Raw genomic sequence first — 12,237 nt, forward strand, 5'->3', positions numbered from 1 at the left:
GACCGATTGGCCTCAGTACCCCTCTACGAGCGGTACCCAATCAACTGAGGTGTCGATATATAAAGCCAACCGGTCTACGTCAGGTTTTCGGCCTACAGCTCAAATCTGCGTGGCCGGCTGAAGTAATCCTCGCGCCAATCGGGTAACAACAGAGCCAACTCTGCTTTCACCCGCGTTGCGCGCAACGAATTACTTGATAGCGTCAACCGCTGCGGACAACTTGTCCTTGAACTCACCCTGAACCGGGATGTAACCCCGCTCTTCGAGCTCTGGGCCCTGGCCCTCTTCCAGAACAACCTTCAGGAAGCTCTTAACCAGGTCACGAGTCTCCTCGTCGTAACCAGCGGAGCAGACGATTTCGTAGGTGGTCAGAATCAGCGGGTAAGCGCCATTCTCATCCATTGCGAACAGAGCGTCGGTGTCAACAACCATGTCGTGACCCTCAGTCTTGAACGTGACGGAATCCAGAGCCTTACCGACGGTGTCGTTGTTCAGCTCAACCGGGCCATGACCAAAGTCCATCTTGGCAATGCCCAGGTCCTTGTCCTTAGCGAAACCAGCCTCAACGTAGGTGATAGCACCGTCGATGTTGGAAACCTCGTCGACAACACCAGCCGAGCCGTTAGCGCCCTGTCCAGTAGCAGTCGGGAAGGACTTGGAAGCCTCGTGCTTCCACTGCTCCGGAGCAGCTGCGCTCAGGAACTTCATGAAGTTATCAGTAGTACCGGACTCCTCAGAGCGGTAGACAACCTTGATGTCCTTCTCCGGCAGCTTCGCGTCCTTGTTGACCTCAGCAATCTTCGGGTCGTTCCACTTGGTGATCTTGCCGTCGAAGATTTCAGCAACCAGAGCCGGAGTCAGAGTGACATCAACGCCCTCGAGGTTGTAGGCAACGGCAACCGGACCGATAACCATCGGCAGGTGCCATGCATCGTTACCATCGCAGCGCTTCTTAGCCTCTGCAACCTGGTCCTTGCCGTCCTTCTCCTTCAGCGGAGAGTCGGAGCCAGCGAAAGCAACGGTGCCGGCAATGAACTGAGTTTGACCGGAACCAGAGCCAGATGCGTTGTACGACAGGGTCGAGCCGGCCTCTTCAAACTTGGTGGCGAACAGGTCCATTGCACGCTGCTGCGAGGTAGCGCCCTCGCCCTGCAGCGTTGGCCCTTCAGCACAAGCAGCCAGGGTAAGGCTTGCAACAGCGGCCAGGCCAATGACGGATGCCGCACGGTTCTTCTTCAGCACAGTAAATCCTCCGGGTTTACACAATGAGTGAAACAGTTCTCGTGGAACCGCCACACTCCGGTCCACTGCGCTGAACCTATCTAGCGATAGTAACCGGAACCTTTTCAGAACATTAACAATTGGTGAACGTCGCAAGTAATTCTTTATATATCCTCATTTTCCCTGTAAGAGGCCCTAAAATGCGCCCCTGAAACACTGAAGTTTGGACAGCATCTCCCCAAAATCACAAATATCATTGCCCCGCGACAGAGGAAAACCACCTAAAACTGAGACAAACCTAAGCTCACCCTCTCCAATAAATCACCCCTCCCCAACAACTCGCCTCCAATAAACCGAACCGTCACATTTACGCGCCGTACATCACATCACGGCGAGCCACTTCAAAGCCGACCGCACGGTAAGTGCGCACTGCCGGCGCATTGTCGCCTTCGACATAGAGAATTACCTTTTCCGCTCCCCGGCTCCGGAGATGGGAAAGTCCAACATTGGTCAACCATCGCCCCAGACCGCGTCCGCGCGCCTTCGAGCGCAGTCCAATCACATAGACCTCACCAGTTGGCACAGACTCCTCAGCGTGCCACTTCGTCCAGTGGAAACCGCAAATCTCCTCCGCACTGTCGCGCGCCCCGGCCACATCCGCAGCAAAGAACACGCCCTCCGGGTCGAACCACTGCACATCCCGAGCGCGATCGAGTTGTGGCTGTGACCAACCACCCTGCTCCGGATGCCAATCAAACGCCTCGTTATTCACTGCCAACCACGCTCGATCTACCGCTGCCGCGCCCCACTTCGCACGTGCCGCAGTCAGGGTCAAGGCTTCAACATCATCACGCTTATCGACGTCCCCCGCCGCCTTCTCCAACGCTGAGCCCGAAACGGACATCTGCAACAGCTCGCGGACAACCTTGCGTCCCGTCAACTCTGCCAAGCGGCTGGCACCGGCGACATCACCGTGAGCCCAGATAGGCAGACGCTCGCCGACCTCAGCATCGATGTGCGCAAGCAGCTTCGCCCCCACTCCTTGCTTACGAAACTCCGGGTCAACAACCATCTCCACAGCATCCGGCGCAACGGCGGCCAGGCCCAAGTAACGGTCGTTCTCAATAATCGCAAAGTGTCGATGCCCGAAAGATTCGTCGTCAAGCCCTCGGACGAAAGCCTCGCCGAACGCCTCCACGCCGTCGGCGGAGTGGGCGTGCTGCAGTAGCGTATCGGCGGCGGTGGTGTCTACGTCAAGCAGTTCGGTTACGTTCATACGCCCCACCCTATACACAGCAGCGAATTCAACACTTCCCCGATGTCGTCTGAGCCAAAAGCGATGGGGTACTAATAGAGTGTGTCCATTTCCCGACGACAGAAGAAGATCGGTGGCTCTATCCTCGCCGTTGCCGCGCTGGTGATTGCCACCGACATGGGCTTCGCCAGCCATGCGGAGTACAAGCTCTCCGAGCATATTCAGGAGACTGCTCAGCTGGAGATGACCCCATACGTCGCCATTGGTGGCAAGGCCTACTTGTCCTCTTTTGTTACGGGAAAATGGAGCTCCGTAACCTCGCGCATCCGCGATGTCGAGGTGCCCGACTTCGGCTTGGTATCTCTGGAGTACGGAGCCTCCAACGTTAAGGTCCCGGCATCGGCGGTGCTCAGCGGTAATTTCCCAGAATCGCCGACGAAGCAGTACTTCACTAAGCTCTCGCTCGACGGTGTCTCTCTGGGAAACAAGCTGGGACTGACAGACTTGAGTATCCAGAGCCTGAAGGACTCCTCCCCCACCGGCGGCTGGGAGACCGAGGCTATCTTCGAGGCCACGCCAGCCGGATGGCAGGGAAAAACCCAGGTTACGGCGAAGTTGCGCATTGTCAGCCGCGACGTGGTCATTACGCCGATGGAGATTATTTCTGCGCCCTCGTCCCCAACGGATTCTAAAAGCCACATCAAACCTGAGCTGTCTGAGGCTGATACGCAGCACATCATGGACACCTTCGCTCTGACGCTGCGGGATTCAGAGATACCGATGGGCATGCCGGCGACTCGCGTGTACGTGTCGGGCGGTTCTATCACCATCGAAGGCGAACAGATTCTGTGCACCGTGTCGCCAACAAACTTCATGCCGCCGACATCCCAGCAGGATGCCGAGGCGTCAGCTCAATCCACGGAGAAGCTGCCGGAGAAGAACTGTCGGGTGCGTCGCTAAGGCCGTCGTCAAGCATCGCCGTTAAGCGTCAGTGCAGCGTTAGCACCATGCGACAACAGCCCATACATGGCCACAAGAGCTTCAGCGGTAGAGTGTGAAGCATGACCGAGAAGAATGGCAGCAACCAGACAGACGCCGCTGCACAGGAGCCTGCAGCTGCGGAAGCCCCTCGCCTCGACGGCAACGAGGCCATCAACCGCGCGGCCGAACAGGCCAAGAGCACCGCTACGCGCAACATCACTGAGCTTGAGGGGCTCCCGATCCCCGACGAGACCGCTAACCTGCGCTTCGGCCCGAATATTCACGACGGCCTGCTGGCACTACTGCCGCTGGTCGGCGTGTGGCGCGGTGAGGGGCAGGCGAACACTGTCGTCGACGGCGAGTACAACTTCGGCCAGCAGCTCATTTTCAGCCACGATGGCGAGAACTACCTGAAGTATGAGTCGCGCATCTGGAAGCTGGACGAAGAAGGCAAGCCGACCGGCCCTGACCAGCGCGAAACAGGATTTTGGCGCATTAACAACGAGGACGAGATTGAGTTCATCTGCGTCCACTCCACCGGCGTCACTGAGATCTACTACGGCAAGCCGGTTTCCGAGCGTGCATGGGAACTGCAGGCAGCCTCCACAATGGTCACTGCTACCGGTCCTGCATCCCTTGGCCCGGGCAAGCGCCTCTACGGTCTGATGCCGAACAATGATCTCGGGTGGGTAGACGAGCGCCTGCGGGATGAGGAATTCGCTCCCCGCATGTCCGCGCAGCTCAAGCGCTACGCGGGCTAGGTTCTCCCCGCTTTACGACGGGCGTTGTGGGGCCCTACTGCGTCGCCCAACTGCATCAAGCCCTACTATTTGGGGCCCTACTGCGTCGCCAGCGCCTTGTCACACAGGTCGCGGAATTCCTTTTCCGCGATTGCATCCGGCTGCCGGATGGGCTCACCATCGATGGACTTAACCACGACCGCGATACGCACCGAAGACACCAGCCATACCGCATCGGCGGTGAATAGGTCCCCGGGCACCAGGACCGTCGGGGTGACTTCCCAGCCGCAGTTGGCGGCTGTTTCAAACAGCGCTGCCTGAGTTGTGCCCGGCAGCACTCCTTCACCGGGGTTGGGAGTCAGCAGTTCATTGCCGCGCTGAACGATGATGGTCGATGTTGGGCCTTCCAAGAGCTTGCCCTCTGCGGACGTGAAGATGACATCGTCAAAACCCTTGGACTTGGCATAGCGCAAAGCGGCCATATTAGCTGCGTATGACAACGTTTTCGCGCCGATGAGCGCCCACGGTGCACGGGAGCCAAGGTCGAGCGCGAAACCGCGCTCTGCAAGCATGACCGATACCGGCTTCAGACGGTTTTCCGCCACCTTTTCCGCGGAGCTAGCCAAAACGTAGCCAGTCGGCTCTCCGGTGGACTCACGACCACGCGAGTACACCCACCGCAACGTCGCATCCCCCTCAATTGACCTATCGCGCAACTCCTGTAGTGCGACCTCGGTAGCCGCCCGCCACTGCTGCAGATCTGGGGTTGGCAAATCCAGCATTAGCGCTGACGATGCGAATCGCTTCTCGTGCCGGTCAGTATTACAGGTATGACCACCCCTGACCAGGAGTGTTTCAAAAACTCCGTCGCCGCGAATAGCTCCGAGATCATCCGCGTAGAGGAACGGCTGTCCTGCCTCGACAGCAACCGGGCCGCCGTCTGCGAAGACGTCGATAAGCACTAGAGAAGAAAGCGAATCCGTCATGCACACAAGCTTAATCCATGCTTAATTTGAGGATTTCTGGTTAACATGAGGGAGTGAGTGTTGAGTATGTAAGTCCTTTGATGTCTCACGTGGCTGGCGCCGCTGCCCTCGAACTGGGCGGACAGATGGAAGGTTTGGAGAAGGCCTCAGAGAACGCCCCAGACGGAAACTCAGCGAAAAACGTTGAGCAAACCACAGGGCAAGCTAGCGTGGCATGGCACTACGGCCGTCCGCTGGTAGAGCAACGTCACCTGCAGGAGGACTGCGGCGTAGTAGATCGCTCGTACTACCGCGTTATTGAGGTCACTGGCGAGGATCGCCTGACCTACCTCAACACACTTTTTTCGCAGAAGGTCGACGAAGCCGCTCCCGGCACTGTCACTGAAGCACTGAACCTGGATGCAAACGGTCACGTTCTCCATCACATGACGTTGACTGTTTTGGACGATTCCGTGCTTATCGACGTGCCCCCTGCCGGCTTCGACTCCCTGTTGAAGTACCTGAACATGATGGTGTTCTGGTCCAAGGTGGAAATTGCTGAGGTAGAAAGGGCGATTATTTCCGTCATGGGGCCGAATGCCCCTGAGGTCCTGGTAGCCGCTGGTCTCGCATTCCCGCAGGTGGGTAAAGCTACGACTGTGGGACATTCCTACGTCCGGCACCTGCCGTGGCCACGCGGCGGGCGTGTGGATGTGCTCGTACGCCGACAGGATTTAGTCGGTGCTTGGGACGCGCTGGTGGCCGCTGGCGCCTCCCCAGTCGGCCTGATGGGCTGGGAGGCCGAACGCGTAGTCTCCTTGCGGCCCGAGCTGGGAATCGACGTAGACGAGAAGATGATTCCGCATGAGGCTCCCCGCTGGATTGCTTCTGAATTCGACACGGCTGCCGTGCACTTGGACAAGGGCTGCTATCGCGGCCAAGAGACGGTATCACGTGTCCACAATGTTGGTCGCTCCCCACGAGTTTTGGTGATGCTGCAGCTCGACGGCTCGGCCACCCTGCCGGAAACCGGCAATCCAGTGATGATGGGCAAGCGCGCCGTGGGCCGCGTGGGCACCGTCGTGCAACATGCCGATTACGGCCCGATTGCTTTGGCTCTGCTTAAACGCTCAGCTCAGGAGCGCGAGGGCCTTGTGGTGGGTGACTGCGCCGTGGCCGTCGACCCTTCCTCCATCGACCGCGTTGAGCAGCTGCCGCCGGGCCGTGTGGCCATCAACCGCCTGCGTGGGAAATAGGTAACAGGAAATAGGTAAAGCCACCAGACAGAGTGGTGAAAAAATAACTTTTTCCATTCTTTTTCAGAAAGGACATTTCCCCAGGTCACTACGCATATTGAGTTGCCTGAGCGCGAGGACACGACCCACTATGGGCCTCCCCGCGTAACCCCTTCGTCTAAAAATCAGCTATGGTGTCTTACAGGAATTAACGCAATAAGACATAAGTGGGTCGGCCGTATCCCCGTGCCGTCCCACGGATTACACAAGGGGGTCAGGCCATGGGTCGCGGCCGTGCGAAAGCAAAGCAGGCGAAGGTTGCCCGGCAGCTCAAGTACGATTCACCAGAAATGGATTTGGAACGTCTGCAGCGGGAACTCGTCGGCAAGTCGAACGAGTCCGATCGAGACGACTATTACTCTGACTGGGAGGAATGGGCCTCAGGCGCTGGTCGCGACAGCTAGCGCAAGCTAACCGCTGTCGTATTTTCCGCAAAGCGTTTCTATTTCAATAAAGCAAGCACCCACCAACGATTCCGTTGGTGGGTGCTTGCTTTTGCTTCGTCGACTGCGTTTATGCTCGGCCGATTATGTTCGGCCGCGGCGAATCAATCCGAGTTACTGACTGCGTTTATGACAAAAATCGCCCGAAAAACGGCTCGAAAGTGTCATAAACTCATACAGTTTCACATTTGCAGCCCGTGGTTTTCTGGGATCTCCGTTGTGCAACCCGCATCCCGGCCGCCCGTCGCAGTAAACCGACGGCCGGCCGACGCTTAGAAGCGCGGGTGGCTGCCGCGCAAAACAGCCCCGTCCTCGCCCGCCTCGCTCTTGCGGACAGTACCCAGCTCCCAAGCGTTGATGTGGCGGGCAGTCAGCAGAGCCAGTGCACGATCGCGGTCCTCTGCAGAAACAATCGCAACCATACCAACACCCATGTTGAAGGTCTTCTCCATCTCCTCGCGGGAGACGTTGCCGAGCTCAGCAATGGTCTTGAAGATCGGCCCCGGGGTCCATGTTGCGCGGCTCATGTCAGCGGTCAGGCCTTCCGGCATGATGCGAACCATGTTGCCAGCCAATCCACCACCGGTGACGTGGCAGAAAGTGCGGACCTCGGCCTCGTTCATCAGAGCCAGGCAGTCCTTCGCATAAATCTTGGTTGGCTCCAGCAGCTCCTCCCCGAGGGTGCGGCCGAAGTCCTCGACGTAACCGTCGAGCTCCAGACCGGCCTTCTCCAGGAGAACGTAGCGAGCCAGCGAGTAGCCATTGGAGTGAAGTCCAGAGGACTCCATGGCGATAATGACATCGCCCTCACGCACGCGGTCCGGGCCGAGAAGCTTGTCCTCTTCCACGACACCGACGCCGGTAGCGGAGACATCGTACTCACCCGGTTCCATCACACCCGGGTGCTCTGCAGTCTCGCCACCAAGGAGGGCGCAACCCGCCTGGACGCAACCCTCGGCGATGCCGGAAACGATCTCGGCGACGTGCTCCGGCACGACCTTGCCAATTGCAATGTAGTCCTGCAGGAACAGCGGCTCGGCGCCGCACACAACCAGGTCATCGACGACCATGGCGACCAGGTCCAGGCCAATGGTGTCGTGCTTGCCGACGGCCTGCGCCACGGCCAACTTGGTTCCCACACCATCGGAGGATGCGGCCAGCAGCGGCTTTTCGTAGTTGCCCAGTGCAAACAGGCCGGCAAAACCACCGAGCCCGCCACGGACCTCTGGGCGAGTGGCCTTCTTGGCAATCGGGGCGAATAGTTCAACGGCGCGGTCGCCGGCTTCGATGTCGACACCGGCTGCAGCGTAGGAAGCACCAGAAACGTTCTCGGTCATTAGAGGCTCTCGCTTTAAACTTTCTCCCCCGGGCGGCGTTACTGCCGTATCCGGGAGTATTGGCGGACCGGGAACAAAGCAACGGCTGCAATCTACAGCACCGCTTGCGCTTCGTTCTCGGTTCAGTTCTCGTAGTTCATTCTAAGGAGGTTTCGAGGCTAATTGCTCGTTGCGGCTTTGGCAGCCTGGGCTGCCTGCATCCTCTCAACCGCTGCCGCATTCGGATTGCCCTCCGGCAGACCCAGCGGGTACTTGCCATCGAAGCAGGCACAGCACACTTCGCTCTTTGCCTGTTCGGAAGCGGCGACCATGCCATCGATGGAGACAAATCCCAGGCTGTCGGCACCAATCGCGGTTGCGATACCGGAGACAATGTCATTCTCATCGACACCGTTGGCCAGCAGCTCGCCCGGAGAGGCGAAGTCAATGCCGTAGAAGCACGGCCATTTCACCGGCGGTGCGGCGATGCGCACGTGCACTTCCTTTGCACCGGCCTCACGCAGCATGCGAATCAGGGCACGCTGGGTGTTGCCGCGGACAATGGAATCATCGACCACGACCAAGCGCTTACCGGCGATAACTTCCTTCAGCGGGTTCAGCTTCAGTCGGATGCCCAGCTGACGAATCGTCTGCGAAGGCTGAATGAAGGTACGCCCCACGTAGCCGTTTTTGGTCAGCCCCTGTCCAAACGGGATGCCCGATTCCTGGGCGTAGCCAACAGCGGCCGGGGTACCGGATTCCGGCACCGGCATCACCAGGTCACCGTCAGCCGGGAACTCACGTGCCAACTGGCGGCCCAGCTCAAGACGCACCGCGTTGACGGAGCGACCACGGATGTTGGAGTCCGGGCGCGCCAGGTAGACGTACTCAAAAATGCATCCAGCGTGGGCGGTCTCGGCAAAACGCTGCGAACGCACACCAGAAGCATCAATGGTCACCATCTCGCCTGGCTCGATCTCGCGGACGAACGATGCACCGACGATATCCAGCGCGCAAGTCTCGGATGCGACTACCCAGCCACCGGACAGGCGCCCCAGGCACAGCGGGCGCACACCGTATGGGTCACGCGCGGCGTACAGCGTCTCGCCATCGGTGAAAGTAAGACAGAAAGCACCCTTCAAACGCGGCAGCAGTGCCATCGCGGCCGCTTCTACATTGGTGCTGCAGCCGTAATCTTCGGGGTGGTCAATCTTGCCGGTTTCGTCGGCAAGCAAAGTGGTCATGATTGCGGAGTCACTGGGCAGCTCGCCCTCTTCACGCAGCAGGCCCTTGTCGACCGCCTCATGGAACAGCGTGAGGTGGTTGGTCAGGTTGCCGTTGTGCCCCAGCGCGATGTCCGTGCCGTCAGAGGCCATCTGGAACATCGGCTGTGCATTCTCCCACGCAGGAGCGCCAGCGGTGGTGTAGCGCGTGTGCCCCACCGCTACGTGCCCCTTCAGGGCGTCGAGCGTCTGCTCATCAAAAACCTGGGAAACAAGCCCGAGATCCTTGAATACGAGAATTTGGTCGCCGTCGCCGACTGCGATACCGGCGGCTTCCTGGCCGCGATGCTGCAGGGCAAACAGGCCATAGTAGGTGAGTTTGGACACGTCTTCGCCAGGTGCCCAAACGCCAAAAACGCCACATTCTTCGCGCGGGGATGTCTCCCCCAGATCGTCGTAAGGCGAAATTGGCAAAAGTTTGGACTTTGGTGCACCTGAAATGTTGGTATCGGCCACGACATTCACACTAATAGCCCCACCCGCCTAGGCACCAATTCAGCACCCCCCCCACGGGCTTTAAGAAATGCGCGCCACCGGCAGATGATTCCCAATTTCCGCCGCGCGCGTGCCCGACATATCGATGTGCGCCTGCACCTGCTCTAACGTGATCATTCCGCACGCGAGTCCCAGCCAAATCTCCGGCGACATCTCCACGACATTGGGCGGCGTACCGCGTGTGTGCCTGGGCCCCTCAATACACTGGACCGCGACGAAGGGCGGCACACGCACCTCGACGCTATGCCCCGGCGCCTCTTGGGCGAGCATCCGCACGGACAGACGCACCGCTTTGGCAAGGCTCGCACGCCTTAACGACGACCCCTGCGCCCCATCCGCCCCGATGAAGGGGACAGCCTCTTGGTCAGACAGCAACTCGCGGCCGAGAAGCCGTTGCGCCGCCCAGGGTGCGGCGGTGGAAAGAGCGCTGCGAACGTCGAAAGGCGAGATTTTGGATACCATAACCTCATCCTAGAGTTATGCTTTCATATATGGATACGCAGTCAACTGAAAAAGCTGAACAGGTGCATGCTCCAGCGTCACCATCTCTTGTACTCCGTTTTATGGCGTCGCCGACCGATGTCATTATGGCCGGAACCAATTCCGTCCACGGCGGCCGTGTGTTGCAGTGGATTGACAAGGCCGCTTACGCCTGCGCGACCGGCTGGTCGGGACGCTACTGCGTGACTGCGTACTTCGGTCACATTCACTTCACTCGCCCGATTCCCAGCGGCCACATTGTTGAGGTGCGCTCCAAGATTGCGCATACCGGCCGCAGTTCCATGCACATCGTCAATGAGGTGCTCTCGGCTGATCCGCGCGAGGGCAAGTTCACCCGCGCAGCTGACTGCCTGGTGATCTTCGTAGCCATGGATGAAAACGGTAAGTCGACTCCGGTGCCGAAGTGGGTGCCGCAAACAGAGGAAGAAGAGCGCGTTGAGAAAGCCGCTCTTTCCCGTTTTGAGCTCCGCCGCGACATCGAAGCCAGCATGCGCGCGCAGACCTACTCCGCGGACTCTTCCGCACCCGAACTGACCACACGTTTCCTGGCAAAGCCGACCGATGTCAACTGGGGCGGAAACGTCCACGGCGGCACCGCCATGGAGTGGATCGACGAGGCTGCGACGGCAGTTACCACCAACTGGGCAGGGCGCCAGACCATTTCTGTCTACGCAGGTGGTATTCGCTTCTACAGCCCAATCCACATTGGCGACCTGGTTGAGGTGCGCGCACGCATCCTGCGTACAGGCACGACCTCGATGCACCTGTCGGTGCAGGTCTACTGCTGTGAGCCCCGCAAGGGTGTCGGCGGCCTGCGCAAGGCACTGCATTCGACCATGACGTATGTCGCAATTGATGACGATTTCAACCCGCAGCCGGTACCGCACTTCCAGCCGACGACGGATGAGGACAAGCGCCTGCACGCTCACGATCTGTCACTGAAGGCATTGCGTGACAAGTACAGCCCGCTGCCGCTGATTGAGCGCGAACAGGATTAAGCCGCCTGGCTACCCGGCTTCCTGTTTTTCCACCAGATGGATAGGAACATCCAGCCAATCAGCGCGAAGGTGATGTAGGTGACGTACCGGTCAATCGTCTGCAGGGAGCCCTGGATGCTTGGGCCAAACTTCAGGCCCAAGTACAGGTAGAAGCACTTGAGCATTGCGGCACAGAAGAAGAGGTACACGCCTACTACCCAGCCGCGCACCTTCGCAATACCACCGATGGCCACGACAATCGTGGCCGGAATCGGCGAGAATGGCACAAACGATGCCAGCACACTCAGCCCGATGCGTTCATAGATGAAGTTCTCCATCTTCTTAAACCATCGCGGTGGGTGTCCGCCGAAACTCATCGTTATGAATTCCGGCCCCCACTTCTTGCCCATCCAGTAGAAGAACGGCATGAACTTGATTGTCGAAAGCGCCGCAATCACTACAACAGCGAAGAGGAAGAGCGGCCGGTCCTCGTTTTCCGACGCGAGAATCAGCACCGACAGATTCGATCCTGTCAGCCATGTGTGCAAGAACGTGTACTTGAGCAGCAAAACCGCACGGAACGGGATGATTGCAAAGCCGTACACGGCAACCAGCATCAGCGATGCATAGAGAAGCTTGTCTATTTTGTCCGGCTCACGCAGGAAGCTCGGCAGATCCTCACGAGGGTCGTGCTCGGCCTCGTTACGCATGTCGGGTGAAGTCATGAACCACAGTTTAACTGCACGCCCTCTTCTGCAGCAGGAG

General features: G+C 58.9%; 12 protein-coding genes. 5 read left to right on the top strand and 7 right to left on the bottom strand.

The features are described 5' to 3' along the window. Nucleotides 1-189: 189 nt before the first annotated feature. Together pstS and mshD are read right to left on the bottom strand one after the other, a co-directional pair. Nucleotides 190-1,242 (bottom strand): phosphate ABC transporter substrate-binding protein PstS, encoded by a 1,053-nt coding sequence (gene pstS, locus HMPREF2547_RS07535; protein ID WP_049193813.1) that lies wholly within the window; start codon nucleotides 1,240-1,242, stop codon nucleotides 190-192. A gap of 346 nt (nucleotides 1,243-1,588) precedes the next feature. Beyond that, entirely contained in the window at nucleotides 1,589-2,497 is a 909-nt protein-coding gene (gene mshD, locus HMPREF2547_RS07540; RefSeq protein ID WP_070605379.1) for a mycothiol synthase, read from the bottom strand. Nucleotides 2,498-2,578: 81 nt separating this feature from the next. Here mshD and HMPREF2547_RS07545 point away from each other — a divergent pair, with 81 nt between their 5' ends. Both HMPREF2547_RS07545 and HMPREF2547_RS07550 read left to right on the top strand, forming a co-directional pair. Beyond that, nucleotides 2,579-3,436 carry an LmeA family phospholipid-binding protein gene (locus HMPREF2547_RS07545; RefSeq protein WP_016421385.1) on the top strand — a complete coding sequence of 286 codons (858 nt, stop codon included), beginning with the start codon at nucleotides 2,579-2,581 and terminating at the stop codon, nucleotides 3,434-3,436. A 101-nt stretch (nucleotides 3,437-3,537) separates the two neighbouring features. Next, entirely contained in the window at nucleotides 3,538-4,218 is a 681-nt protein-coding gene (locus tag HMPREF2547_RS07550) for a heme-binding beta-barrel domain-containing protein (protein WP_016421386.1), read from the top strand. A 77-nt stretch (nucleotides 4,219-4,295) separates the two neighbouring features. Here HMPREF2547_RS07550 and HMPREF2547_RS07555 read toward each other — a convergent pair whose 3' ends face one another. Further along, entirely contained in the window at nucleotides 4,296-5,183 is an 888-nt protein-coding gene (locus tag HMPREF2547_RS07555) for an aminodeoxychorismate lyase (protein ID WP_070605383.1), read from the bottom strand. Nucleotides 5,184-5,263: 80 nt separating this feature from the next. Here HMPREF2547_RS07555 and HMPREF2547_RS07560 point away from each other — a divergent pair, with 80 nt between their 5' ends. Next, the gene (locus tag HMPREF2547_RS07560) at nucleotides 5,264-6,418 is read left to right on the top strand and encodes a CAF17-like 4Fe-4S cluster assembly/insertion protein YgfZ (RefSeq protein WP_049190237.1); all 1,155 of its coding nucleotides are present in this window, start codon (nucleotides 5,264-5,266) and stop codon (nucleotides 6,416-6,418) included. 260 nt (nucleotides 6,419-6,678) lie between these two features. Next, nucleotides 6,679-6,861 carry a DUF3073 domain-containing protein gene (locus HMPREF2547_RS07565; RefSeq protein ID WP_005511943.1) on the top strand — a complete coding sequence of 61 codons (183 nt, stop codon included), beginning with the start codon at nucleotides 6,679-6,681 and terminating at the stop codon, nucleotides 6,859-6,861. Nucleotides 6,862-7,172: 311 nt separating this feature from the next. Here HMPREF2547_RS07565 and purM read toward each other — a convergent pair whose 3' ends face one another. The 3 genes from purM to HMPREF2547_RS07580 form a co-directional block, all read right to left on the bottom strand. Then, nucleotides 7,173-8,237, bottom strand: coding sequence for a phosphoribosylformylglycinamidine cyclo-ligase (purM, locus tag HMPREF2547_RS07570; protein WP_016421389.1), 1,065 nt, complete (start codon nucleotides 8,235-8,237; stop codon nucleotides 7,173-7,175). Nucleotides 8,238-8,395: 158 nt separating this feature from the next. After that, nucleotides 8,396-9,964 (bottom strand): amidophosphoribosyltransferase, encoded by a 1,569-nt coding sequence (purF, locus tag HMPREF2547_RS07575; protein ID WP_049190235.1) that lies wholly within the window; start codon nucleotides 9,962-9,964, stop codon nucleotides 8,396-8,398. Nucleotides 9,965-10,015: 51 nt separating this feature from the next. Beyond that, the gene (locus HMPREF2547_RS07580; RefSeq protein WP_049190234.1) at nucleotides 10,016-10,456 is read right to left on the bottom strand and encodes a sterol carrier family protein; all 441 of its coding nucleotides are present in this window, start codon (nucleotides 10,454-10,456) and stop codon (nucleotides 10,016-10,018) included. A gap of 29 nt (nucleotides 10,457-10,485) precedes the next feature. Between HMPREF2547_RS07580 and HMPREF2547_RS07585 the strand changes: the two genes are divergently transcribed. Next, nucleotides 10,486-11,493: an acyl-CoA thioesterase gene (locus tag HMPREF2547_RS07585; protein WP_016421392.1), complete on the top strand. Its 1,008-nt coding sequence runs from the start codon at nucleotides 10,486-10,488 to the stop codon at nucleotides 11,491-11,493. Here HMPREF2547_RS07585 and HMPREF2547_RS07590 read toward each other — a convergent pair. Beyond that, nucleotides 11,490-12,197, bottom strand: a complete 708-nt coding sequence (locus HMPREF2547_RS07590) for a hypothetical protein (protein WP_070605386.1) — start codon at nucleotides 12,195-12,197, stop codon at nucleotides 11,490-11,492. The two genes, HMPREF2547_RS07585 and HMPREF2547_RS07590, sit on opposite strands and share 4 nt — an antisense overlap. Nucleotides 12,198-12,237: the final 40 nt, after the last annotated feature.

Origin of the sequence: Corynebacterium sp. HMSC055G02 (genome assembly GCF_001809065.1) — a bacterium.
In the GTDB taxonomy this organism is placed as follows: Bacteria; Actinomycetota; Actinomycetes; order Mycobacteriales; family Mycobacteriaceae; genus Corynebacterium; species Corynebacterium jeikeium_D.

What these genes read in the sequence shown, in the direction of transcription:
- mshD (WP_070605379.1), bottom strand. Translation starts at nt 2,497, where the DNA reads ATGAACGTAACCGAACTGCTTGACGTAGACACCACCGCCGCCGATACG.
- HMPREF2547_RS07550 (WP_016421386.1), top strand. Translation starts at nt 3,538, where the DNA reads ATGACCGAGAAGAATGGCAGCAACCAGACAGACGCCGCTGCACAGGAG.
- HMPREF2547_RS07555 (WP_070605383.1), bottom strand. Translation starts at nt 5,183, where the DNA reads ATGACGGATTCGCTTTCTTCTCTAGTGCTTATCGACGTCTTCGCAGAC.
- HMPREF2547_RS07560 (WP_049190237.1), top strand. Translation starts at nt 5,264, where the DNA reads ATGTCTCACGTGGCTGGCGCCGCTGCCCTCGAACTGGGCGGACAGATG.
- HMPREF2547_RS07565 (WP_005511943.1), top strand. Translation starts at nt 6,679, where the DNA reads ATGGGTCGCGGCCGTGCGAAAGCAAAGCAGGCGAAGGTTGCCCGGCAG.
- purM (WP_016421389.1), bottom strand. Translation starts at nt 8,237, where the DNA reads ATGACCGAGAACGTTTCTGGTGCTTCCTACGCTGCAGCCGGTGTCGAC.
- HMPREF2547_RS07580 (WP_049190234.1), bottom strand. Translation starts at nt 10,456, where the DNA reads ATGGTATCCAAAATCTCGCCTTTCGACGTTCGCAGCGCTCTTTCCACC.
- HMPREF2547_RS07585 (WP_016421392.1), top strand. Translation starts at nt 10,486, where the DNA reads ATGGATACGCAGTCAACTGAAAAAGCTGAACAGGTGCATGCTCCAGCG.
- HMPREF2547_RS07590 (WP_070605386.1), bottom strand. Translation starts at nt 12,197, where the DNA reads ATGACTTCACCCGACATGCGTAACGAGGCCGAGCACGACCCTCGTGAG.